The sequence below is a fragment of the Streptomyces sp. NBC_00370 genome (assembly GCF_036084755.1).
In the GTDB taxonomy this organism is placed as follows: Bacteria; Actinomycetota; Actinomycetes; order Streptomycetales; family Streptomycetaceae; genus Streptomyces.
Map to the genome: position 1 here is coordinate 6,515,865 of NZ_CP107968.1, position 22,112 is coordinate 6,537,976.

23 protein-coding genes are annotated in these 22,112 nt (G+C 70.7%); 9 read left to right on the top strand and 14 right to left on the bottom strand.

The annotated features are described in order from the left end of the window. Positions 1–32 precede the first annotated feature (32 nt). The 4 genes from OHS57_RS29120 (at position 33) to OHS57_RS29135 (ending at position 3,569) form a co-directional block, all read left to right on the top strand. Positions 33–959 carry an ABC transporter permease gene (locus OHS57_RS29120; RefSeq protein WP_078863865.1) on the top strand — a complete coding sequence of 309 codons (927 nt, stop codon included), beginning with the start codon at positions 33–35 and terminating at the stop codon, positions 957–959. Then, positions 956–1,867: an ABC transporter permease gene (locus OHS57_RS29125; protein ID WP_328583798.1), complete on the top strand. Its 912-nt coding sequence runs from the start codon at positions 956–958 to the stop codon at positions 1,865–1,867. The genes OHS57_RS29120 and OHS57_RS29125 overlap by 4 nt, the downstream gene beginning before the upstream one ends. Positions 1,868–1,941: 74 nt before the next feature. Beyond that, positions 1,942–2,748 (top strand): ABC transporter ATP-binding protein, encoded by an 807-nt coding sequence (locus OHS57_RS29130; protein ID WP_328583799.1) that lies wholly within the window; start codon positions 1,942–1,944, stop codon positions 2,746–2,748. Continuing rightward, positions 2,745–3,569 (top strand): ATP-binding cassette domain-containing protein, encoded by an 825-nt coding sequence (locus tag OHS57_RS29135; RefSeq protein WP_328583800.1) that lies wholly within the window; start codon positions 2,745–2,747, stop codon positions 3,567–3,569. Before OHS57_RS29130 ends, OHS57_RS29135 begins: the two co-directional genes overlap by 4 nt. 53 nt (positions 3,570–3,622) lie before the next feature. Here OHS57_RS29135 and OHS57_RS29140 read toward each other — a convergent pair whose 3' ends face one another. Continuing rightward, positions 3,623–4,582 (bottom strand): ROK family protein, encoded by a 960-nt coding sequence (locus OHS57_RS29140; protein WP_078863354.1) that lies wholly within the window; start codon positions 4,580–4,582, stop codon positions 3,623–3,625. A gap of 41 nt (positions 4,583–4,623) precedes the next feature. Here OHS57_RS29140 and OHS57_RS29145 point away from each other — a divergent pair, with 41 nt between their 5' ends. Genes OHS57_RS29145 through OHS57_RS29155 form a run of 3 tightly spaced genes read left to right on the top strand, consistent with a single transcriptional unit; the run spans position 4,624 to position 6,936 of the window. Further along, a complete protein-coding gene (locus OHS57_RS29145) occupies positions 4,624–5,415 on the top strand; it encodes a creatininase family protein (RefSeq protein ID WP_078863353.1) in 792 nt (263 codons plus the stop codon). Then, positions 5,402–6,529, top strand: a complete 1,128-nt coding sequence (locus OHS57_RS29150) for a mandelate racemase/muconate lactonizing enzyme family protein (protein ID WP_041983159.1) — start codon at positions 5,402–5,404, stop codon at positions 6,527–6,529. The genes OHS57_RS29145 and OHS57_RS29150 overlap by 14 nt, the downstream gene beginning before the upstream one ends. Then, positions 6,526–6,936: a Rid family hydrolase gene (locus OHS57_RS29155; RefSeq protein WP_107070039.1), complete on the top strand. Its 411-nt coding sequence runs from the start codon at positions 6,526–6,528 to the stop codon at positions 6,934–6,936. The genes OHS57_RS29150 and OHS57_RS29155 overlap by 4 nt, the downstream gene beginning before the upstream one ends. Positions 6,937–7,000: 64 nt before the next feature. On the opposite strand, the gene OHS57_RS29160 is transcribed toward OHS57_RS29155, so the two are convergent. Continuing rightward, entirely contained in the window at positions 7,001–8,185 is a 1,185-nt protein-coding gene (locus OHS57_RS29160; RefSeq protein WP_328583801.1) for an XdhC/CoxI family protein, read from the bottom strand. Next, positions 8,178–8,837: a UbiX family flavin prenyltransferase gene (locus OHS57_RS29165; protein WP_328583802.1), complete on the bottom strand. Its 660-nt coding sequence runs from the start codon at positions 8,835–8,837 to the stop codon at positions 8,178–8,180. Before OHS57_RS29165 ends, OHS57_RS29160 begins: the two co-directional genes overlap by 8 nt. Positions 8,838–8,879: 42 nt before the next feature. On the opposite strand from OHS57_RS29165, the gene OHS57_RS29170 reads away from it, so the two are divergent. Then, entirely contained in the window at positions 8,880–9,647 is a 768-nt protein-coding gene (locus tag OHS57_RS29170; RefSeq protein ID WP_328583803.1) for a GntR family transcriptional regulator, read from the top strand. On the opposite strand, the gene OHS57_RS29175 is transcribed toward OHS57_RS29170, so the two are convergent. From OHS57_RS29175 to OHS57_RS29220, 10 genes are all read right to left on the bottom strand, one after another. Further along, positions 9,577–10,683, bottom strand: coding sequence for an amidohydrolase family protein (locus tag OHS57_RS29175; protein WP_328583804.1), 1,107 nt, complete (start codon positions 10,681–10,683; stop codon positions 9,577–9,579). The genes OHS57_RS29170 and OHS57_RS29175 overlap by 71 nt on opposite strands. Beyond that, on the bottom strand, positions 10,680–11,540 hold the full coding sequence (locus OHS57_RS29180; RefSeq protein ID WP_328583805.1) for an alpha/beta fold hydrolase: 861 nt from the start codon (positions 11,538–11,540) through the stop codon (positions 10,680–10,682). The genes OHS57_RS29175 and OHS57_RS29180 overlap by 4 nt, the downstream gene beginning before the upstream one ends. Further along, on the bottom strand, positions 11,537–12,466 hold the full coding sequence (locus OHS57_RS29185) for an FAD binding domain-containing protein (protein WP_328583806.1): 930 nt from the start codon (positions 12,464–12,466) through the stop codon (positions 11,537–11,539). The genes OHS57_RS29180 and OHS57_RS29185 overlap by 4 nt, the downstream gene beginning before the upstream one ends. Then, positions 12,466–14,793: a xanthine dehydrogenase family protein molybdopterin-binding subunit gene (locus tag OHS57_RS29190; protein WP_328583807.1), complete on the bottom strand. Its 2,328-nt coding sequence runs from the start codon at positions 14,791–14,793 to the stop codon at positions 12,466–12,468. Before OHS57_RS29190 ends, OHS57_RS29185 begins: the two co-directional genes overlap by 1 nt. Next, a complete protein-coding gene (locus OHS57_RS29195; RefSeq protein WP_328583808.1) occupies positions 14,793–15,290 on the bottom strand; it encodes a (2Fe-2S)-binding protein in 498 nt (165 codons plus the stop codon). Before OHS57_RS29195 ends, OHS57_RS29190 begins: the two co-directional genes overlap by 1 nt. A gap of 68 nt (positions 15,291–15,358) precedes the next feature. Then, on the bottom strand, positions 15,359–16,123 hold the full coding sequence (locus tag OHS57_RS29200) for a GntR family transcriptional regulator (protein ID WP_198533173.1): 765 nt from the start codon (positions 16,121–16,123) through the stop codon (positions 15,359–15,361). Then, positions 16,120–17,577: a UbiD family decarboxylase gene (locus OHS57_RS29205; protein WP_328583809.1), complete on the bottom strand. Its 1,458-nt coding sequence runs from the start codon at positions 17,575–17,577 to the stop codon at positions 16,120–16,122. Before OHS57_RS29205 ends, OHS57_RS29200 begins: the two co-directional genes overlap by 4 nt. A 25-nt stretch (positions 17,578–17,602) precedes the next feature. Next, on the bottom strand, positions 17,603–18,613 hold the full coding sequence (locus OHS57_RS29210) for an ABC transporter substrate-binding protein (protein WP_328583810.1): 1,011 nt from the start codon (positions 18,611–18,613) through the stop codon (positions 17,603–17,605). Between the two features lie 11 nt (positions 18,614–18,624). Further along, positions 18,625–19,461: an ABC transporter permease gene (locus OHS57_RS29215; RefSeq protein WP_328583811.1), complete on the bottom strand. Its 837-nt coding sequence runs from the start codon at positions 19,459–19,461 to the stop codon at positions 18,625–18,627. Then, a complete protein-coding gene (locus tag OHS57_RS29220; protein WP_328583812.1) occupies positions 19,433–20,272 on the bottom strand; it encodes an ABC transporter ATP-binding protein in 840 nt (279 codons plus the stop codon). Before OHS57_RS29220 ends, OHS57_RS29215 begins: the two co-directional genes overlap by 29 nt. 276 nt (positions 20,273–20,548) lie before the next feature. Between OHS57_RS29220 and OHS57_RS29225 the strand changes: the two genes are divergently transcribed. Continuing rightward, positions 20,549–20,941, top strand: a complete 393-nt coding sequence (locus OHS57_RS29225) for a cupin domain-containing protein (RefSeq protein ID WP_052456964.1) — start codon at positions 20,549–20,551, stop codon at positions 20,939–20,941. 21 nt (positions 20,942–20,962) lie between these two features. Here the strand turns inward: OHS57_RS29225 and OHS57_RS29230 are convergent, their stop codons facing one another. Next, positions 20,963–22,057, bottom strand: a complete 1,095-nt coding sequence (locus OHS57_RS29230) for a hypothetical protein (RefSeq protein ID WP_328585194.1) — start codon at positions 22,055–22,057, stop codon at positions 20,963–20,965. Positions 22,058–22,112: the final 55 nt, after the last annotated feature.

Sequence of the window (22,112 nt, forward strand, 5' to 3'; positions counted from 1 at the left end):
AGCCACAGGAACGTACCCGCGACCGGGCGGGGATGCGGCTGCTGCGCACCGTCCTGCTCAGGCTCGGCACCGCGCTGCTCGTCCTGCTCTGTACGGCGACCGTCTCCTTCTTCCTGGTCCGGCTCTCCGGCGACCCCGTCAAACTGCTGCTGCCACCCGATGCGACGGCCCATCAGGAAGCCGTACTGCGCGGCTCGTTGGGCCTCGACCGGTCGCTGTTCTCCCAGTACGTCGACTTCCTGTGGGGACTGCCCCGCCTCGACTTCGGCAACTCCCTCTTCTACAACGAACCGGTGCGCACGGTGCTCGCCGACCGGCTGCCCGCCACCCTCCAACTGGCCGCAGCCGCACTGGTGGTGACGCTGGTCATCGCCATCCCCGCCGGGATCTTCGCGGCGATGCGGCGCGGCAGGGCCTCCGACCGCGGTGTGATGACCGGGGTGCTGCTCGGCCAGTCGACCCCGCCGTTCTGGGTCGGCATCCTGCTGATCCTGGTCTTCGCCGTCGGCCTGCACGCCCTGCCCGCCTCCGGGTACGGCACGTTCGCCAATCTGGTGCTGCCCGCGGTGACCCTCGCCGTGTACTCCGTCGCCGTCGTCGCGCGGCTGCTGCGCTCGTCACTGATCGACGTCCTGTCCTCGGACCACATCCGCACCGCGCGCGCCAAGGGCTTCGGACCGGTCAAGGTCGTGCTCACACACGGCCTGCGCAACGCTTCGCTGCCGGTGGTGACCGTGATCGGACTTGAGGTCGGCAGCCTGCTGGGCGGCGCGATCCTCACCGAACAGGTCTTCTCCTGGCCGGGTGTCGGACAGCTGACGATCGAGGCCATCTCGCACCGCGACTTCCCGCTCGTCCAGGCCACCGTGCTGTTCTTCGCCGCCACCTTCGTCGTGGTGAACCTGCTCGTCGACCTCTCCTACAGCTTCCTCGACCCGAGGGTGAGGACGTCCCGATGACCGTCACCACACCGGCAGCCGCCGCACCGGCGGCGACGGCAGCGGAGCGCGGCCCACGCGCCGCCGCCCTGCGTACCCTGCTGCGCAACAAGCTCGCCGTCGTCGCGCTCGCGGTACTCGCGATCATGCTGATCTTCGCGCTCTTCGCACCGCTGATCGCCCCGTACGACCCCAACGCCCAGGACCTGCTGCTCCGGCTGAAGCCGCCGGCCTGGCAGTCCGGGGGCAGCGGCGCCCATCCCCTCGGCACCGACCAGCTCGGCCGCGACATGCTCTCGCGTGTCATCTACGGCACCCGGATCTCGCTGCTCGTCGGCGCGGGCGCCGCGCTGCTGGCCGGCGTGATCGGCACCGTCGTCGGACTCGCCTCCGGCTACTTCGGCGGCTGGCTCGACCGGGTGCTCATGCGGCTCGCCGACGTCCAACTCGCCTTCCCCGCCATCCTGCTGGCCCTGGCGATCGTCGGCTTCCTCGGCTCGGGGCTCTGGTACGTGATCCTCGTGCTCGGCTTCACCGGCTGGGTGTCGTACGCCCGTGTCGTGCGCTCCGAGGTGATGTCGCTGCGCTCGCGTGACTTCATCACCGAGGCCCGCGCCATCGGGGTCACCGACGGCGCCATCATGCGTCGCCATCTGCTGCCCAACGTGATGGCCCCGCTCGCCACCATCGGCACCCTGCACATCGCCGCCGCCATCGTCGCCGAGGCGTCCCTGAGCTACCTGGGACTCGGTGTGCCCAAGGAGACCGTCACCTGGGGCTCGATGCTCGCCGACGGCCAGCTCTACCTCGGCACCTCCTGGTGGGTCGCGGTGTTCCCCGGGGTCGCCCTGATGATCACCTCGCTCGCCGTCAACATCACCGGCGACGCCCTGCGCGACGTCGCGGACCCGAAGGCGTACCGCCGATGACAACAGACCGCACCCCGCCCGTACATGAGACCCGGCCGGTACGTGAGACTCCGCCGGTACGTGAGACCGCGCCTGTGCCTGAAACCGCGCCCGTGCTCGAAATCGACGACCTCAGCGTCGACTTCAGGCTCGACACCTCCACCGTGCACGCCGTCCAGGGCGTCAGCCTCCAGGTCGGCGCGGGCGAGACCCTGGCCGTGGTGGGGGAGTCCGGCAGCGGCAAGACCGCCACCGCGCTGTCCGTGCTGCGGCTCAACCCCGCCCCGCCGTGTGTGTACGCGGGCGGTGAGATCCGCTTCGCCGGACGCGACCTGCTCGCCCTGAGCGAGAAGGAACTCTGCGCGATCCGGGGCCATGACATCGCCATGATCTTCCAGGACCCGATGACCAGCCTCGACCCGCTCCAGCGCGTCGGCACCCAGGTGGCCGAGGTGCTCAGGCACCACAGGGGCGTCTCACGCGCCGAGGCCAAGGAGGCCGCCGTCGCCGCGCTCGACGAGGTCGGCATCCCCGACCCGGAACGCCGCTACCGGCAGTATCCGCACGAGCTGTCCGGCGGCCTCCGGCAGCGCGTGATGATCGCGACGGCGCTGGTGGGCCGGCCGCGCGTGCTCATCGCCGACGAGCCGACCACCGCGCTCGACGTCACCGTGCAGCGGCAGATCCTCGATCTGCTCGTGGCACTCCAGGAACGGCACGGCATGGCCGTCGTACTGATCACCCACGACCTCGGAGTGGTGGCCGAGACGGCCGACCGGGTCGTCGTCATGAACGCGGGCCGCGTCGTGGAGAGCGGGGACGTCATGGACGTCTTCGACCACCCCGCCGAGGACTACACACGGCGGTTGCTGGACGCCACCCCACGATTGGAGTCGGCATGACGCTGCTCGAACTGGACGGTCTGCGCAAGGAGTTCGGCGGCAGGCCGGCCAATGTGGCGGTCGACGACGTGTCCCTGACCGTGACCGAGGGAGAAACCCTCGCCCTGGTCGGCGAGTCGGGCTGCGGCAAGACCACCCTGACCCGGCTGCTGCTGCGGCTCCTTGAGCCGACCGCCGGAAGCGTACGGTTCGACGGGCAGGACCTCGCCGCCCTGTCACCGGCCCAACTGCGCGCCGTGCGCCGCCAGATGCAGGTGGTGCTGCAGGACCCGTACTCCAGCATGAACCCGCGCATGCGGATCACGGACATCGTCGCCGAGCCGCTGATCACCCACGACCCGGCGGCCCGTGGCCGGCGCGGCAGGGCCCGTACCCGCGAACGCGTCGGTGAGCTGCTGGAGTCGGTGGGGCTGCCCGCCGCGATCCAGGACCGCTACCCGCACGAGTTCTCCGGCGGCCAGCGCCAGCGCGTCTCGATCGCCCGCGCGCTCGCCCTCGAACCCCGGCTCGTGGTGCTCGACGAACCCACCAGCGCCCTCGACGTCTCCGTCCAGGCGCAGGTCCTCGATCTGCTGGCGGAACTGCAACAGCGGCTCGGACTCACCTACGTCTTCGTCTCGCACAACCTCGCCGTCGTGCGGCAGGTGGCCGACCGGGTCGCCGTCATGCGGCACGGCAAACTGGTGGAGGTCGGTGCGGCCGCCGACGTCTTCGGCGTTCCGCAGCACCCGTACACCCGGCAGCTGCTCGACGCCGTGCCCGTACCGGACCCGCGCCGTGCCCGCCGCACCAGGGACCGCCCGCACACGGAGGCGGTGTAGCCGTGGGGCGTCCAGAGGTGACCCGGCCGGCGGCGGCGCGGCCGACGGCCTCCCTAGAGGTGGGACAGCACCAGACCCGCACCGCCCAGCAGCGCCACATCGTCCACCGCGGCGCCGCTCACCAGCACCTGCGGCAGCTCGGCGCCGACCGAGGCGACGTCGGAGCGCAGCCGCTCCTCGATGAGGGTGCGGAACCGCTCGCCGCCCTCCCGTGCCTCGCCGTGCAGGACGAAAAGGCCCGGAGCGAAGAGCTGCTGGACGTTGATCAGCCCCAGGGCGACGTTCTCCGCGTACTCCTCGACCGTCCGGCGGGCCGGCTCGTCGTCGCGCTCCACCAGCGCGGCGAGCGTGGCCCCCTCGCCGAGCCCGGCCGTACGGGCGCGGTCACGCAGCCAGCGGGTGGTGGCCACCGTCTTCCAGCAGCCGCGCCCGCCGCAGGTGCACGCCTCGCCGCTGGCCGACACGGTCATGTGCGCGCCGCTGCGCCCGCCCGCCGGGGCGAGCACTTCGCCGTCGTACAGGATGCCGACGCCCAGCACCTCGCCGGTCGACACCGAGGCGAACGTACGGCGGCCACGCCCCGCGCCGAACCACCGGTCGCCGAGCACCTGGAGTCTGGCCCGGTGCTCGACCCGCACCGGTGCGCCGGTCAGCGCGGCGAGCCGGGCGGTCACCGGATAGCCGTGCAGTGCCGGTACGTCGTTGACCTCGTTGATCAGACCCGCGGCCGGATCGACGATCCCGGCCGCCGCCACGCCGACCCCGACCGGGGCGTAGCCGGCGAAGACCTCGGCGGCCAGCGCGAGCGCCGAGTCGATGTCGGCGGGCAGGGCCGTGCCGGCGTCGTAGGACGCCTCGGCCCTGCGCAGCACCGTGCCGGACATCGTCAGCACCGCGGCCCGCACCCGTCCGGGCACCAGTTCGACAGCGCCGAGCGTCCGTGGCGGGCGGGGCGCGACAGGACCCGGCGCGGGCTCGGGCACCAACCGCAACGGAGAACCTTCATGGACCATGCGCCGACTCTGCCACGACAGTGTTTCCAGGGGGTAGCGCTGTGAGAGATCTGACCGGGCTGACCTGGCGCGAAGTGCGCGGATCCGGCGAGCGCGGGATCGCGCTGCTGCCCATCGGATCGCAGGAGCAGCACGCCGCCCACCTGCCGATGGGCACCGACACCCTCCTCGCGGAGGCCGTGCTGGACGGGGCTGCGGCGCTGCTCGCCGACGACCCGACGGCGTCGGAACTGGTGCGGCTGCCCGCCCTGCCGTTCGGCCACAGCCCGCACCACCTGTTCGCCGCGGCCGTCTCGCTGTCGGCCGCCACCCTCGGCGCCGTCCTGGACGACGTACTGGACTCGCTGGTGACCAGCGGCTACCGGCGGATCATGGTCGTCAACGGCCACGGCGGCAACGACGAGATCATGCGGCTGGCCGTGAAGCGCTTCGCGCTGCGGGCCGACGTGACCGTCGCCGCCTGCTCGTACTGGACGGTCACGGCCGGCGACGGTGAGCCGGACGGGGCGAGGCCCGAGGTCACGCCCGGCCACGCGGGCTGGTTCGAGACCTCCCTGATGCTCGCCGCCCACCCGGAACTCGTCCGTACCCCGGTCGCGGCCAGGGCCCCGGTCGAGCCACCACCGCTTTTCGACAACCCGCCGTATCCGGGCCTGACCGTGGAGCGCCACGGCGAATGGGCTCGGGTCGGCGGATCGACCGACGACGCCTCCGGCGCCGACGCCACCGCGGGGCGCCGGCTGCTGGACGACAGGGCCCGGGGACTCGCCCGGGCGATCCGTGCGTTCGACGCGGCCACCATCCCAGCTGAGGAGAAGAATGAAGATCACTGACGTCGACGTATGGGTGGTCAACCTGCCCCTGATCAACCCGTTCACCAGCTCTTTCGAGACGAAGACCGGGGAGACCAGGACCGTGGTGCGGATCCGCACCGACGACGGGGTCGAGGGCTGGGGCGAGACGATGTGGGGCCGTCCGGTCGCCGCGATCGTCCGGGCGATGGCCGACGATCTGATCGGCACCAGCCCGTTCGCCCTGGAGAGCTTCCACCGCAAGCAGCACATGGTGCCCTTCTTCCACGGCTACCTCGGGTACGCGGCGATCGCCGCCCTCGACGTGGCCTGCTGGGACGCCATGGGCAAGGCCACAGGACAGTCCCTCACCGACCTGCTGGGCGGGCCGGTACGGGACGAGGTGCCCATCACCGCTCTGGTGACCCGCGCCGACGCGCCGGGCGCGAGCGCCGACGCCCTGCCGGGACAGCTCGCCGAGCACGCGACCCGCGTGGTCGAGGAAGGCGGCTTCAGCGCCGTCAAGCTCAAGGGCACCACCGATGTCGCGGGCGACGTGGCCATCCTGCGGGCGCTGCGCGCCGCCCTGCCCACCGTCAATCTGCGGGTGGACCCGAACGCGGCCTGGTCGGTCCCCGACTCGGTGCGCGCCGGGATCGCCCTCGAAGAGCTGGACCTCGAATATCTGGAGGACCCCTGCGTCGGTATCGAGGGCATGAGCCAGGTGAAGGCGAAGGTCCGGATACCGCTGTGCACCAACATGTGCGTCGTACGGTTCGAGGACTTCGCCCCCGCGATGCGGCTCAACGCGGTCGACGTCATCCACGGCGACGTCTACAAGTGGGGCGGCATCGCGGCCACCAAGGCGCTCGCAGCGCACTGCGAGACGTTCGGACTCGGCATGAACCTGCACAGCGGTGGTGAGCTGGGCATCGCGACGGCGGCGCATCTCGCGGTCGTCTCCAGCACCCCCGTGCTCTCCCGCGCGATCGACAGCATGTACTACCTGCACGCGGACGACATCATCGAGCCGCTGCACCTCGCGGACGGCCGTCTGCGGGTGCCGACAGGACCCGGCCTGGGGGTGAGCGTGGACGAGGAGAAGCTGCGCCACTTCGCCGGGGTCAACGAGCGGGAAGGCGATCTGACCGGATGACTTCTGACTGGACGAGTTCTGATCGGGTGAGCAAGGAAGCGGTACACACGGAGCGGGCGCCCCAGCCGGCCGGGGCCTACAGCCAGGGCGTGGTGGCGGGCGGCTTCCTCTACACGGCGGGGTTCGGCCCCAAGGACCCGGCGACCGGAGAGGTGCCCGAGCAGGTCGGGGACCAGACCCGGCAGGTGCTCAAGAACGTCTCGGCGGTGCTGGCCGAGCGCGGCCTCACCCTGGACGACGTCGTCAAGGTGACGGTGCATCTGCAGCATCTGCGGCGGGACTTCGCCGAGTACGACGCGGCCTACCGGACGTTCTTCGCCGAGCCCTACCCGGTCCGTACGACGGTGGGCTCCGACCTGATGAACATCCTCGTGGAGATCGACGTCGTGGCCGTCCTGCCGGACTGACCCTCTCCGGCCTTACTGAGCCTGTGCGGCCTGACGGCCCGTCGCGCTTCGGTGCGGCGGGCCGTCAGGCTTCCACCTTCGGCGCCGTCAGGTCCCGGTGTATCCCGCCCGACAGCTCGGAGAGCCGGCGGCCCGTGCCGCCCCAGCGGGTGGCGATGATCTCGGCCGCGATGGAGACCGCCGTCTCCTCCGGGGTACGGGCGCCCAGGTCCAGCCCGATGGGGGAGGCCAGCCGCGCCAGGTCCGCCTCGCCCACCCCCTCCTCGCGGAGCCGGGCCAGCCGGTCCTCGTGCGTACGCCGGCTGCCCATCACCCCGAGATAGCCGGCCGGGGTACGCAACGCGGCCAGCAGCAGCGGGATGTCGAACTTGGGGTCGTGCGTGAGCACACACACCACCGTCCGCTCGTCGACCACCGTCCGCGCCAGATAGTCGTGCGGCCAGGCACGGACGACCTCGTCGGCGGCGGGGAACCGCTCGGGCGTCGCGAACGCGGGACGCGCGTCGCACACCGTCACGCGATAGCCGAGGAAGGCGCCCATCCGGGCGGTCGCGGCCGCGTAGTCGATCGCACCGAAGACCAGCATCCGCGCGGGCGGCCGGAACGCCTGGATGAAGACCGCCACGTCGTCCATCCTGCGCTGGCCGCGCGCCCCGTAATGCCGCCGTACGGCCGGAGTGCCCTGCGCGAGCAGTCCCCGGGCGTCGTCGGCCACCGCGCGGTCGAGCCAGGGATGGCCCAGCGAGCCGTCGGCCGACCCGCCCTCGATTCCTGTCCCTGTCCCTGTCCCCGCTCCGGTCTCTGTTCTGATCACGAGCTGAGCGCCCAGCGGGGCCGATCCCGCCGTCACGGTGGCCACGGCGACCGGCTCTCCTCGCTCGACGGCGTCCAGCAGGTCCAGCAGACCGGGCGTGGGGGCCGACCCGCCGCGCGGCTCGGTCCCGTACGGCCGGATCAGGACCTCCAGCGTGCCGCCACAGGTCAGGCCCACGGCGAACGCGTCCCCGTCGCTGATCCCGTACGTCTCCGTCCGCGCCTCGCCGCTCGCCAGCACCTCCGTCGCCGCTTCGTACAGCGCTCCCTCCACACAGCCGCCGGAGACGCTGCCGACGACGCGCCCGTCGTCGGCAACCGCCATCGCGGCGCCCGGACCGCGCGGCGCGCTGCCGCGTACGCCGACGACGGTGGCCAGGGCGAACGGCGTTCCCGTGCGCAGCAGTTCGCGCAGCTGGGGGGTGATCTCACGCATCGTCGTCTCCCTCCGTGCGTGCCGCACCGAGCGTGCCGCTCCAGCGCGTGTACAGCGTGTGCGGCACGTCGATCACGTCGAGCACCTTGCCCGCGACGAAATCAATCAGCTGCTGGATGTCCTGCCCGCCCGCGTAGAAGCCGGGCGAGGCAGGCAGGATCACGGCTCCCTCACCCGACAGGTCGGCCATCTGCTGGAGGGTGACCCGGCGCAGCGGCGCCTCACGCGGCACGATCACCAGCCGTCTGCGTTCCTTGAGCGTGACGTCGGCCGCCCGCTGCACGAGATCCTTGCTCATGCCCGTGGCGACCCCGGCGACCACCGCCGTCGTCGCCGGCACGATCACCATGCCGCGCGTGCGGTAACTGCCGCTGGCCGGGCCCGCGGTGAAGTCGTTCTCCTTCCACACCCTCATGTCACCGGGGTCGCGGCCGAGGAACGCCTTGACGTCCGTCTCCCACTGCGCCTCGCGGAACGTCAGCCCCGTCTCGTCTAGCATGGTCAGCCGGGCGGCCTTGCTGACCACGAGGTCGACGGGTTGATCCGCGTCCAGCAGACCCCGGACGACCGCCGCCGCGTAGGGCGTCCCGCTCGCCCCTGTGACGGCGACGACCCAGGGGATCCTGGCTGTGGTGCGGTGACGGTCGTCCATGGCGGGACCTTTCACGGTAGGGCGACGAGGGGATGCACGGCAGTGGCGGTGGACGAGGCGGCGGGCAGCTCCCGGGCGGAACAGTCGAGGGACGTGCTCGCCGGATCGGGCCTGACCGCGGGGGAGCGCGAGATCCTGCGCGTCCTCGGCAGGGCCGAGGACCCCGACAGCGTCGGGGCGCAGATCCTGCTCTCCGTCGGCGCGGCCATCATCGAGGGCCGGCTGAAGCCCGGCGACGACCTCAACTCCGTAGAGCTCGCACGGCGGTTCAGCAGCAGCAGGACCCCGGTGAGGGAGGCGCTCGCCACCCTCGAACGGGAAGGCCTCGTCGAGATCGCCGCCCGCAAACGGCCCCGGGTGCGCCGGCTCGGTATCGAAGAGGTGCGGGAGATATACGAGCTGCGCGGTGAGCTGTACGGGCTGGTGAGCCGCCGTATCGTCGCCCGCTGCTCCGACCGGGACCTGGACGAACTGCGCAGCGCCCAGGACGACTTGGAAGAGGCCGCTGCCGCCGACGACCTGGACGGGTACTTCTGGGCCAATGTCGCGTTCCGCAACACCGAGGCGCGGCTGGCGGCCAATGAGACCGTACGCGACGTCCTCGACTCGGTCGGCGTCAGGACGCTCCAGCTGCGCCACCTCAGCCTCTCGCTGCCTGGTCGTGTTGCTACCTCGGTCGCCGACCACCGCCGGCTGCTCCAGGCGTACGAGGACCGGGAGGGGCCGCTGGCCGCCGCCCTCACGCGCTCCATCGTGCACCGTGGTCTCGCGGCGGTCGAACGCTCGGGGTGGCCGGGCTTCCCGCGCTGACACCCGCGCCCGTCGGGCCGCCGCTCGCCAGCAGACCGGCCCCCGCCAGCACGGATGCCTGCCCGGCGGCGGCCAACTCCGCCGCTTCCAGCGCTTGGACGGGCCGGTCGACCCGCATCGGGAACGGGTAGTCGCTGCCCATGACCACCCGCCCGGCGCCCGCCACGCCCACCAGATGACGCAGGGCCGCGTCGTCGTGCAGGACGGAGTCGAAGTACAACTGGCCGAGCACCTGGCGCGGACTCCGGGTGCCCCGCGCCCGGAACGCGGGCGGTGCCGCGCTGAATCCGCGCTCCAGCCTGCCGAGCTGGTACGGCACGAACCCGCCGCCGTGCACCAACAGCACCCGCAGTGCCGGATGTTTCTCCAGCACCCCGCCGAGCATCAGCGCCGCCGCGGCGAACGTCGTCTCCGCCGGGTTGCCGACCAGGATGTGCAGGAACAGCCGCCTGCTCCGCTCCGGTACGTCCAGCTCGGCCGGGTGCACGACGACCGGCACCCCCAGCTCCTCGGCCGCGGCCCAGAAGACGTCAAGGCTCGCGTCGTCCAGCCCCAGTTCGCCGACCCGGGCGCCGATCTGCACGGCCGAATGGCCCAGTTCGATGACGGCCCTGCGCAACTCGGCCACCCCCAGCTCCGGTTGCTGGAGCGGCACGGCCGCGGCCGTACGGAACCGCCCGGGATGTTCGGCGCGCAGCCGGGCCGCCGACTCGTTCTGGAGCTCCGCCAGCCAGAGCCCGTCCTCGGCGTCCAGCTCGTACCCGGCGAGGTCCATCCAGGGGGCGACCAGCTGGATGTCGACGCCCGCCGCGTCCATCCAGTCCAGCCGCGCGGCCACATCGCTGAGCGCGGGGACCAGCGGCAGCCCGCTCGGCCTGCCGGCCACCTCGACCCGGGTGACCGGCTTCCCACCGGCCTCCGAGGTGACCAGCCGGACATGGTGGGCGGCGCCCTCCTCGCGGATGCGCTCGATCGCGTACGTACCGACGTGGTGGGCGTGCATGTCCACCACCGGCAGCGGCCCGCCCGCCGTCATGACCGGTCCCCGGCTACTGCCACACGGCGCAGCAGCTTGTCCAGCGCCTCGACCACGACGGCCGGATTCTCCAGCGGCGTGAGATGCCGGGTGCCCGGCACGACCGTGGCGGGCCCGTCCCCGATCAGTCCGGCGAGCGCCCTGGCCATCTCGGGCGGGGTCGCCAGGTCGTCCTCGCCCACCAGCACGGCCGCCGGGTGCCCGATGGCGGCGGCCGACGTCCGCAGGTCGGCGGCGCCCAGCATCGCGCAGGTCGCCGCGTAGCACTCGATGTCGTTGGCCACGAAGACCTCGGTCAGCCGGGCCATCAACGCCGGCTCCGCCGCCCGGAACCCGTCACCGAACCAGCGGGTGAGCTGGAAGGGGATCAGCGAGTCGAGCCCCTTCGCCCTGGCCGCCGCCGCCCGTCCCGCCCAGTCGTCACGTGCGGTCGGCCCGTACCAGGCGGTGGTGTCGACGAACAGCGCACCCTGGCTCCGGTCCTGGTACCGGGCGGCGAACGCCTGGGCCACGCAGCCGCCCATGGAACAGCCCACCACGGTCGCCGCCGCCCAGCCGAGATGATCGAGCAGATCGGCCAGATCGTCGGCGAACTGCTCCGTGGTGTACGGCCCGACCGGGTGACCCGAACGGCCGTGCCCCCGCGCGTCGTACGTCACCATCTCCGCCCCGCCTTCGAGGGCGGCTGTCACCCCCGCCCACAGCGACCGGTCCAGGGCCAGACTGTGGACGAAGACGATCCGCGGCGCACCGTCGGGGGCGAGGTGGCGGGTGAAGGACAGGGCCTCGCCGTCCCTGGTCCGGGCCTCGCCCTCGATCCTCTCGACGCTGTGGGCGGATGTGCCGGTGCCGGTCATCGGTTTCCTCCTGGGACGGCTGGGGCGGACGGATCCTGTCCGGCGCGCCGCGCGGCGGCCGTCAGCGCCCGGCGCGAGAACTCCGCGATCATCCGGGACTTGTAGGCGGCCGACCCTCTGACATCGCTGTACGGGCGGGTCGCTGCGACCGCGACCCCGGCCGCCTCCGCGACGAGCCGCTGGTCGAAGGGAGCGCCGAGCAGCTCGGACAGGTCGACGGCGACCGGACCGCCCGTCACCGAACCGACGGCCAGGGACAGCCGGACCGCCGTGCCGTCGGCGCCGAGCCCGACGACAGCGCCGACGTTGACGCACGCGTACTCCCACACCCCACGGACCAGGAACTTCTCGTACGCGGAGCCCGAACGCACCGCATCGGACGCCGTCGGCAGCGGCAGCCGGACGTGCTCGATCAGTTCGTCGGCGCGCAGCTCCCGGAGATCGCCGATCGCCAGCGTCCTGCTGCCGCCGGTACCGCGCACCAGCAGCTCGGCCCCGACGGCGGTGAGGGCCACCGGCGGATCATGGCTGTCGTCCAGGGCGGCGATGTTGCCGCCGAGCGTGACCATCCTGCGGATCCGGCCGGTGGCGACGGACCCGGCGGCTTCCGTGACGACCGGCCAGGCCGCCGTCAGCCGCGGGTCGGCGGCGCAGGCGCTCAGTTTCACACCGGCGCCGATGCTGACACCCCCCGCCGACCAGGTGATGTCGCCGAGGCCGGGCAGCGAACCCACCGAGACCAGGGTGGTCGCGACGGCGGGGCGCCGGTCGTGCCTGCGCAGGGTGTGGCCGACCCCGCCGCCGAGCACGGCCGCGTCAGGAGCGGCCAGCAGACGCAGGGCCTCGTCCATGGAGGTGGGGGTGATCACGGTGAGAGGGGCGAGCGGCGACTCTGCGGCGGAGAGCCTCGGGTCGAGCACAGTCATCAGCGGTCTCCTTCCTTTGACTCCATGCCCCAGAAGATCTTCTCGGCGGTGATGGGCAGTTCATGGATCCGGACGCCCACCGCGTCGGCCACCGCGCTCGCGATGATCGACGGCACCGGGTCGAGGGAGATCTCGCCCACTCCCTTCGCGCCGAACGGTCCGGTCGGCTCGTAGGAGTCGGCGAACTCGATGTGCAGCTTCGGCATGATGCCGGCCGTCGGCAGTTTGTAGTCGTTGAAGTTCGGCTTGGTCGGCGCGCCCGCCTCCCAGTCGAACCGCTCGGTCAGCGCCATCCCGATCCCCTGCGCGATACCGCCCTCCACCTGGCCCTCGGCGAGCGGCGGATTCAGGACCGTCCCGCAGTCCACCGCCGCCGCCAGTTCGACGACGGTCACCGCGCCGGTCTCCGGGTCGACCTCGACCTCGGCGGCCTCGGCCGCGAAGTTGTACGCGCCCGACTCGTTGCCGTACCGCGACTGGTCGGGGAATTCGGAGGGGTTGTCGAACGACCCCACCCCGACGATCGGCTCGCCGTCCGGGCGGTACAGCGCGGCCCGTACGACCGCGCCGACGGGCGAGCGAACGGGCCCCTCGCCCTCGGACCCCGCCGGACCGTGCACCACACCGTCCTCGACCCACAACTGTGAGGCCGGTCGGCCCAGTTGGCTCGCCGCCGCCTCCAGCAGCTGGGTGCACGCGTGCTCGGCTGCGCGCTTCACCGCGTTCCCCGCCACATACGTCACCCGGCTGGCCAGCGCGCCGAGCGCGTGTGTCGTGAGATCGGTGTCCGGGCGGGTCACCGACACATCGGCGACGGCGAGACCCAGCTCGGCGGCGGCGATCTGTGCCAGCGTCGTACGGGCGCCGGTGCCGATCTCGCCCTCACCGACGATGACGACAGCGCGGCCGTCCTCCGCCAGCCGGACGATCGCCGAACTCCCGTCGTAGTCACCGAAGCTGCGCCGGCCCGACACATGGACACTGACACCCATCGCGAGACCGCGGTTCGGTTTCGGGGCGGCCCGCTTGCCCGCCCAGTCGATCGCCTTGGCCGCCATGGTGATGCACTGCTTCAGCTCACAACTGGTGATCTTGTGGTTGTGCGGCGACACACTGCCGGTCTCCACCGCGTTGAGCAGGAACAGGTCCGGCACCTCGATGCCGAGCCGGTCGGCCGCCAGATCCCACGCCTGGCCGACGGCCCAGTCAGCCGACGGGTTGCCGAAGCCGCGGAAGGCACCTGTCGGCACGAGGTTGGTGTAGACGAGACGCGAATGGGCGCGCACGGCGCGGTAGTTGAACAGCGCGTCGTGCCGTACGGTCGCGGCGCCGAGCACCGCCTGCGCCTTGCCCGTGTACGCGCCGTTGTCGGCGGTGACCTCGATGTCCTTCGCCGTCACCAGGCCGTCGGAGGTGAAGCCGAGCCGGACCTTGTAGCGCATCGGGATCCGCGGATGGCTGGCGAGGAACTCGTCCTCACGGGTGTGCATGAGCTGCACCGCCCGCCCTGTTCTGCGGGCGAGGATCGCGCAGATCACCGAGGCGTTGTCGTCACCTGACTTGCCGCCGAAGCCGCCGCCGATCTCCGTCTGCACGACCCGTACGGCACGCAGTGGAAGCCCGAGCGCCGTCGCGTAGCGCTGGCGCGCCAGGAACGGCGTCTGCGTGTTGACCCACAGACTGACCCGGTCACCGGACCACTCGGCCGTGCAGCCGATCGTCTCGATCGACGCGTGCCACTGCCGGGCCGTCTGCCAGGTGCCCTCGACAATGACGTCGCTGCGCTCGAACCAGTCCTCCACACCGCCCCGGTCGAAGGAGAACTCGTGCGCCACATTGCCCGGGGTGTTCTCGTGCACCAGCGGCGCGCCCTCGGCCAGCGCCTCGTCCAGGCTCAGCACGGCGGGCAGCACCTCGTACTCGACGACCACCAGCTCGGCCGCCCTGCGAGCGGTCTCGATGTCACGGGCCGCGACCGCCGCGACGTCGTCCCCGACGTACCGGACGTAGTCGACGGCCAGCGGATACAGATCGGGCCGGAAAGCGCCCCACTTCACCTGCGCGGTGTCCGCCCCCGTGATGACCACGTGCACACCCGGCAGCCGCTCGGCGGCCGAGGTGTCGATCGAGACGATGCGCGCACTGGCGTGCGGCGAGCGGACCACCGCGCCGAACAGCATGCGGGGGAGCCGGGTGTCGGCGGCGTACGAGGCGCGGCCCGACACCTTCTCCAGGGCGTCGATGCGCTCGACGGCGCTGCCGATGAGCGGTGGCAGGACCGCGTGCCCCAGATCGAGGCCGGTCACGGGGACCGTGGTGGTCGACATCAGCGCGCCTCCCCTGCCGCCGTGTGTGCCCGGTCCAGGGCGACGGCCTCGCGCGCGGAGTCGAGGATCTTCGCATAGCCGGTGCAGCGGCAGTAGTTGCCGTCGACCGTCTGCCGGATCCGCTCCTCGCCCGGATCGGGCTCCTGGTCGAGCAGCGCCCGCAGCGCCATCACATGCCCCGGGGTGCAGAAGCCGCACTGGAACCCGGAGCACTTCACGAACGCCCGCTGGACGGGGTCGAGTCCGTCAGGACCGCCCAGATCCTCGACGGTCCGCACGTCACGCCCTTCGAGCAGCCCAACCATCTGCAGACACGCCGGGACGGCCGCGCCGTCCACGATGACCGTGCAGGCGCCGCAGTAGCCGATCTCGCAGCCCGATTTGGTGCCGGTCAGATTGAGGTCGGTCCGCAGGACGTCGAGCAGGGTCGCCGCCGGGTCCTGGACGTGGATCTCCACGTCCTCGTGGTTGAGCCGGAAACGCAAGGCGACCGACATGGTCTTCCCCCTCCTCACACCGTTCGTCTCTGTGCTGCTGGTCCCTGTGCTGGTTGTCTCTGTGCCGGTCATGTCTCTTCTCCGGTCCATCCCGAGCGCTCTATGGCCGCGAACCCCTTGCGCACCAGCGACTGGGTCAGGGCGGACGCCAGCTCCGCGTCCCTGTCCTCGTACGCCTTCAGCAGCCGGCCGTGGTCGGCGACCGAAGGGCCGAGCCGTCCGGGCTGCGACAGGCTGAGATGCCGCAGTTGCAGGGCGCGCAGCGCGAGTGTGTCGAGCACCCGGCGCAGTGTCGCGTTGCGGGCTATGTCCGCCTCGGTGTTCCTGAACTGGACGTTGACCCAGAAGTACCGGTCCACGTCGTCATGGGCGACGGCCGCCTCCAGCGCCCGCTGATGGCCGCGCAGCATCTCCAGATCGGCTTCCGTCGCGAGCCGTACGACGGCCCGGCTCACCACGGCGTACAGCTCGGCGCGCAGGCTGTACAGCTCGCGCACCTCACGGAGCAGCAGCCTGGCCACCCGTGGCCTGCGCCGGGCCGTGATCTCCACGAACCCTTCCCGCTCCAGCACGAGCAGCGCCTCACGGACCGGGGTCCTGCTGCTGTTGAACGTCCGGGCCAGCTCGACGGAGTTCAGGTCGTCGCCCGGTGACAGCCGGCCCTCGATTATCTCGGTCGCCACCGCCAGCGCTATCTCGTCGGCGATGCTGTGCCCGCTCATGCCCCGGCCGAGCATCTGGGTCAGTTCGAGCCGCTGGCCCGTGTCGCCGAGCGAGGGAAAGACCAGCGCGTTGCCCCGCATGGTCGCCCGGGCCGCCGTTTCCGCGCTCACCTTGAGCCCCCCAGCTGCTCGGGCCAGCGCCTCAGCACCTGGTCGATCAGTTCCCTGCTCGCCTCGGCGACCTTCGGGAACGCGGCCAGCCGGGTGTAGGGGCGGCAGGCGTCAATCACCGCGCGGGTGTTGAACGGCGGCAGTCCCTGCTCCCGCAGCGGATCGACCCGGCTGCCCCAGGTCTGCCGCATCGTCTCGATGTCCGCCGCCGGGTCCGTACGCGTACACATCGCCCACACCACGTCGTTGAGGCTGCGCGGGTCCACGTCGGCGTCGACGACGACCACGAACTTGTTCATGTACGCGGCGGCCGGGAGCTGCGAGGTGAGGATGCCGGCCTGGCGTGCGTGGCCCGCGTACTGCTGGTGTATCGCCACGGCCAGCAACTGCCGCCCGCCGCCCGCCTCGTGCGCCCACACTCCTTCGACGCCCGGCAGCCCCGTCCTGACCAGGGCGTCCTGGATCATCGCCGACTTCATGACACTGCGCATGTACGAGTAGTCGTGGGGCGGTTTGCCGGGAGGGGCCCCGAGCTGGATCGGGTCGTCACGGTGGTAGACGCGCTCGATGTCCATCGTGAGCACCGCCTCCGTGCCACCGCTGTAGTAGCCCGTCCACTCCCCGAACGGCCCCTCCTGCTCCTTGCGGTCCGGATACAGCCAGCCCTCGACGGCGAACTCCGAGGTCGCCGGGATCGGCAGTCCTGTGACGTCGCCCTCGATCACCTCGATCCGGCGCCCCAGCACAGCCCCCGCGTACTCCAGCTCGGACACCCCGCCGGGGACCTCGGTGCCCGCGACGACGAGCAGCAGCGGATCGTGCCCGAGCGAGACGGTCACGGGGGCACGCCCCTCCCGGGCGAACCACTCCCGGACATGGGCGGCGCCGTGCTTGCCGGCCTCGATGTTGATGCTCGCCGCCCGGCCGTCGTTCTGCACCTGCATCCGGTACGCGCCCGCGTTGAGCTTCCCCGTCTCCGGGTCGGTGGTGAAGACGGCGCAGCCGGTGCCGATGTACCGCCCGCCGTCCCCCTCATGCCACTTCGGGACGGGGAAGTCCAGCAGATTCGCCTTCCCGGCGGCGAACACGTTCTCCCGTACGGGACCGCTCTCCACCACGCGTACGGGATAGTCGGCGGCGTGCGCGACCCATTCGCCGGGCCGGGTGCGCAGCGCCTCGACCAGGGACCGGTCGTCGAGGTCGGTGCCCAGCCGCAGGGTCATTCCCAGCCTGCGGGCGTTCGCCATGGAGGCGGTGAGGACACGCTGCCCTGTGGAGTAGCCGACGATGTCGTCGAAGAGCAGCGCAGGTGGTGAGGGGCGCTTGTAGTTCACCTCGGAAGCGGCGCCGATCTCCTTGTCCCAGTGCGCACCTGTGATGGTTCTGACCTCGCCGAGCTTCTCGGCCAGCTCCAGCCAGCCGCGCAGATCGTTGATGTCGTCAAGTGACGCCATGCCACTCACCTCCGTAGTTTCCGGCTCAGTGGTAGAGCGAGTCGATGAAGCCGGACTTCCGCAGCTTGTCGACGTAGCTGTTGTCGATGTATTCGGACGTGTCCTTCGGCATCGTCCCGACCCCTTTCGCCACGGTGGCCGCGAACGCGTCCTTGACCAGGGCGGGATCGACCCTCGGGTCCTTGGCCCAGAGCGGGTTGAAGAAGTCGTACGAATACTCGGCGAGCGCCTTGTCGTTGACTCCGCTGTGTTTCATGATGCTTTTGACCGCGAGATCCTTGTTGTTGTGCAACATGGCCAGACACTCGGTCTCGGACTTCGTGAACGCGCTGACCGCTTTCTGGTTCGCGTCCAGATAGTTGGACTTGACCGTGTAGGCGTTGGCCGCTGCCGGCAGCCCGGTGAAGTCCATGATTTTCTTGAAGCCCTTCTTCCGGGTCTTCGTGCCGGTCGGCGGCTGGGTGACGATCGCGTCCACCGCGCCGTTCTCCAGCGCCGACACCTCGGCGGGGGTCGACTTCAGGAAGATCTTCTGGACGTCGTCGCCCGACCAGCCCTTGCTCTTGACGAGCGAGTCGACGGCCGCGTCCCCCAGCGAGCCCGGTGAACTGAGCCCGATCTTCTTGCCCTTGAGACCTTCACCCGGGGTGACGGACTTCTTCCCCCACATCTCCAGGTAGTAGCGGTTGATCGGCAGAGCCACGTACCGCAGGTCCACCCCCTTGAGATTCATGGCACCGGCGGCGGTCGAGGTGGTGGCGCCCACCCCGATCTGGACGCTGTTGCTCATCAGGGCGGCAACGAGCTGCGAGGAGCTGTTGAGCAGGGTGATCTTGACGTCGAGCCCGTTCTTCTTGAAGACGCCCTGGTCCTCGCAGATGTACAGGTCCGAGTAGGCGGCGCCGATCGCCGTGTAGCCGATCGTCATCTTCATGCTCGTCGGCGGGGTGGCCGCCGACGACGTCACCGCGCAGCCGGTGAGGCTCGCGGCGAGCACGGCGCCCAGCGACAGGCAGAGAGGTGTGGTGATGCGCATGCGGTGCCCCATCAGTCCGTGCCCGACCAGAAGGTGAAACGGCGCTCCAGATAACCGACGCCGCGTGTCAGGACGATGGCCACCACGGCGATGACGGCGATCGACGCCATGGCGTCGTCCATCTCGAAGTTCGAGGTCTGGAGCTGCACTTGATAGCCGAGGCCCGCCGACCCCATGAACAGCTCGGCGACGATCGCGCCGATCAGGGCGCGGCCGACGGCCTGGCGGATGCCGGCGAGTATGTAGGGGAGTGTCGCGGGAAAGGCGACCGAGCGCAGTGTCATCATCCGCGAGGCGCAGAAGACCCGGGAGACCTGTATGTGCGCCTGGTCGAGGTTGCGGGCACCCGCGATCACATTGATGAGCAGTGGGAAGAGCGCGCTCCACACCACGATGACCAGCCGCGCGTTGGAGCCGATGCCGAACCAGAAGATGAGCATCGGCAGGAACACCACATAGGGAACCGAGTACATGATGCTGATGATCGGGTCGGTCAGCCCGTAGAAGATCCTGCTCCGGCCGATCAGCAGCCCGGCCGGTATGCCGACGACGATCGAGATGGCCATGCCGAGGGCCACGATGGAGAGGGTCGACCCGAGCGGATCCCAGAGGGAGCCGGTCCGGACCGCGTCGACCAGCGCGGTGAAGGCGCCCGCCGGTGAGCTGCTGAAGTTCGGATCGACGATCTTCGTCGCTGCGCAGATCTGCCAGGCGCCGAGCACCACGATCATGCCGATGACACCGAGGATGAGATTGAGGTGACGGCCCGCCGGACCCTGCCCGCTCGGCCGCTTCACCATCGGGACGGGGGTGCGGACCCTATCCGACGACAGTTGCGTTGCTGTCATGGTCTTTCGCCCTTCGACCTGGTTGGGTCTGGCTCATCACGAGCCGGAGTATGTAGTCGCTGATCTCCTGGAATTCGGCCGTCCGCTTGATCTGCGCGTCGCGCGGTCGCGGCAGGTCGACCTTGACGACCTCGACCAGATGGGCGGGGCCCGCGGAGAAGACCACGACACGGTCCGCGAGGAACACCGCCTCGGGCACGTCATGGGTCACGAAGACCGCGGTGTTGCCGGTCCGGCCCCCGTCGGACTGCCAGATCCGGGTCAGCTCCTCCTGCATGACCTCGCGGGTCTGCGCGTCGAGGGCCGAGAACGGCTCGTCGAGCAGCAGCAGATCAGGATCGGTGGCGAGCGCGCGGGCCAGATTGACCCGCTGGCTCATGCCGCCGGACAGCTCCCGTGGGTACTTGTCCTCCTTGCCCGCGAGGCCGACCAGCTCCACCAGCTCGGCGACCCTGGCCCGGCCGCTCTCGTCGAGCCGCTTCTGGGCCTTGAGCCCGAACTCGATGTTCGCCACGACGTTTCGCCAGGGGAACAGCGACGACTGCTGGAAGACCAGGGACCTGTCAGGGGCGGCGCCCACTATCTGCTGGTCGTTGAGCTCCAGACGGCCCGAGGTGACCGGGATCAGCCCCGCCAGCGCCGTCAGGAAGGTGGTCTTCCCACAGCCGCTCGGTCCGACGATCGCCACGAACTCGCCCTCGGCGACATCGAACGTCAGCCCGTCGCACGCCAGGGAGAACGCTTCGGAGCGGCGCGACCAGTGGCCGAGCTTGAGGTCTTCTACGACCAGTTTCTGACGCGGATGGTTCACGGATACCTCCTCGATGGGAAGCCGATCACTGCAACCCGTCGCAAAGTGTCGACACTCTGATTCAAGCGCGCGTTCCGGCCGATGTCTAGGGGGTGACGTCCACACGACAGATCTGTTTCAGATGGCGATGGAAGCCCAGTAGGTGAGGGTGAGGGGTCGGATCCGCGAGACTCGGCCCGATTGAGGAGGTCGCGCATGGGATAGATTAAGTGTCGACACTTACCGAGGTGGAGTCGACCAGGAGAGAGCGCCGGGTCGACCACGAAAGGGAGACCGTTGACCGACGATCCAGGATTCGCCCACGTGCGCCAGGTCGACTTCGCGCGCTTCGCCGCGCTCGGCCCCGACGAGCGCCTGTCCCAGAAACTCCTCGACCGCGCCAGCGGGGCAGGCGCGGTCGAGGTGAACTACATACGCACACCGCCGGGCGGCGGCTCGCCCGAGGGCCTGCACACCCATGTCGTCCAGCAGGTGTTCTACGTGCTGGCCGGGACCATGACCGTCGAGGTCGACGGCCGTACGTACGACGCGGGCCCCGGCAGCCTCGTGGTGTTCCCCAAGGGCGTGCCGCACCGCAACTGGAACGCGGGCGACACCGAGACGGTGCACCTGGCGATCAACGCCCCGGCGCCGCAGCTGGACGAGCCCTTCGCAAGGCCCGTCCGCTGACCGTCCGCGCTTCGGGCCGGATCACTCCCGGGTGGCGGTCCCGCACTTCCCGTCGTCAGCGTCCCGCATGCGCTCCTCCATCGACGTGCTCCGGTCGTACGGGTCGACCTCGGGGCCCTCCCCGGCGGCCGGGCGCTCCGCGCGGAACGTGGGCACGAAGTAACCGGTGACGGTGTCACAGCCGCCGTTGGTGGAGTCCACCTTGTAGGAGACGAGCGAGAACGTCCCCGGCTCGGTGATCACCTTCGCCGGATCGTCCCAGCTCATGACGACCTCACGGCGCGCGATGGTGCGTACGACCTCGTCGCTGCCCTGCTCGGCGCGGGTGACCGGATAGACGTACGTGACGTCGGTGGTCACCTCGACCGCGCCGCGCTCTCCCTCCCGGTACGTCATCCGGCCCCGGGTCTTGACGACATCCCCGACGAGCTTGATCTTCGCCTTGGGAAAACGGCTGAACAGCAGCAGCGGATCGTTCTCGCGGGTGGGTGTGACGAACGCGGCCTTCACGTAGTCCCGTACATCGCGCTGACGCGGATTGATCAGCGCGATGGCCTCCGTGGGCCGCTGTCCTGCCAGCACACCCGGATCGAGACTGGACGCGGCGAGGAAGTCCCGGCTCTTTTCGAGCGTCCGCTCCACCTGCTTCTTGGTCATCCAGCCGGTGGCCCGCGCCGCCGGCACGTCGATCCCCGCCGTTCCGTCGGCCCACCGCACCGCCGGTGACCCTCTGAACGGCTCGCGCAGTGTGGGCTGTTGGGCCGCCGCCTGCGTCGCGGGCGGCTGGTCGGGCCGTTCCGACTCCGCCGCGAGCGGTGTGTTTCCGTTTCCGTCGTCGCCGCCGAACCATCCGGTGACCCGGTCAGGTGCCACCGCCACAACGATCAGCGCGACCAGCACCAGCAGCCCGACCACGTACCAGGCCTTGCCCTTGCGGCTCTTGGCCGGCTGGTGGGTCCGCCATCCCTGCGGCTGCCCGGACTGCTCGCGCAGCCGCCGCGTCACCATCCGGGCCCGGGCCGACGGCTCCTCGGGCGCACTCGGCGCCCCCGCCTCGGACTCCCGCAGAAAACGTTCCCACTCCTCGTCCGATATGGACGAGTCACCCTTACCCACCCCGAGATCCCCCTCGTACGCACTCAACCGGCGCTCCCCAGGGCCAGTTGCCGTC

Bases quoted from the DNA above. Each gene is read 5' to 3' on its own strand.
- OHS57_RS29165 (WP_328583802.1), bottom strand. From the start codon at position 8,837: ATGGACGACCGTCACCGCACCACAGCCAGGATCCCCTGGGTCGTCGCC.
- OHS57_RS29175 (WP_328583804.1), bottom strand. From the start codon at position 10,683: ATGACGGCGGGCGGGCCGCTGCCGGTGGTGGACATGCACGCCCACCAC.
- OHS57_RS29150 (WP_041983159.1), top strand. From the start codon at position 5,402: ATGAAGATCACTGACGTCGACGTATGGGTGGTCAACCTGCCCCTGATC.
- OHS57_RS29185 (WP_328583806.1), bottom strand. From the start codon at position 12,466: ATGACTGTGCTCGACCCGAGGCTCTCCGCCGCAGAGTCGCCGCTCGCC.
- OHS57_RS29215 (WP_328583811.1), bottom strand. From the start codon at position 19,461: ATGACAGCAACGCAACTGTCGTCGGATAGGGTCCGCACCCCCGTCCCG.
- OHS57_RS29140 (WP_078863354.1), bottom strand. From the start codon at position 4,582: ATGGTCCATGAAGGTTCTCCGTTGCGGTTGGTGCCCGAGCCCGCGCCG.
- OHS57_RS29160 (WP_328583801.1), bottom strand. From the start codon at position 8,185: ATGCGTGAGATCACCCCCCAGCTGCGCGAACTGCTGCGCACGGGAACG.
- OHS57_RS29155 (WP_107070039.1), top strand. From the start codon at position 6,526: ATGACTTCTGACTGGACGAGTTCTGATCGGGTGAGCAAGGAAGCGGTA.
- OHS57_RS29190 (WP_328583807.1), bottom strand. From the start codon at position 14,793: ATGTCGACCACCACGGTCCCCGTGACCGGCCTCGATCTGGGGCACGCG.
- OHS57_RS29180 (WP_328583805.1), bottom strand. From the start codon at position 11,540: ATGACCGGCACCGGCACATCCGCCCACAGCGTCGAGAGGATCGAGGGC.
- OHS57_RS29120 (WP_078863865.1), top strand. From the start codon at position 33: ATGCGGCTGCTGCGCACCGTCCTGCTCAGGCTCGGCACCGCGCTGCTC.
- OHS57_RS29210 (WP_328583810.1), bottom strand. From the start codon at position 18,613: ATGCGCATCACCACACCTCTCTGCCTGTCGCTGGGCGCCGTGCTCGCC.
- OHS57_RS29125 (WP_328583798.1), top strand. From the start codon at position 956: ATGACCGTCACCACACCGGCAGCCGCCGCACCGGCGGCGACGGCAGCG.
- OHS57_RS29195 (WP_328583808.1), bottom strand. From the start codon at position 15,290: ATGTCGGTCGCCTTGCGTTTCCGGCTCAACCACGAGGACGTGGAGATC.
- OHS57_RS29205 (WP_328583809.1), bottom strand. From the start codon at position 17,577: ATGGCGTCACTTGACGACATCAACGATCTGCGCGGCTGGCTGGAGCTG.
- OHS57_RS29135 (WP_328583800.1), top strand. From the start codon at position 2,745: ATGACGCTGCTCGAACTGGACGGTCTGCGCAAGGAGTTCGGCGGCAGG.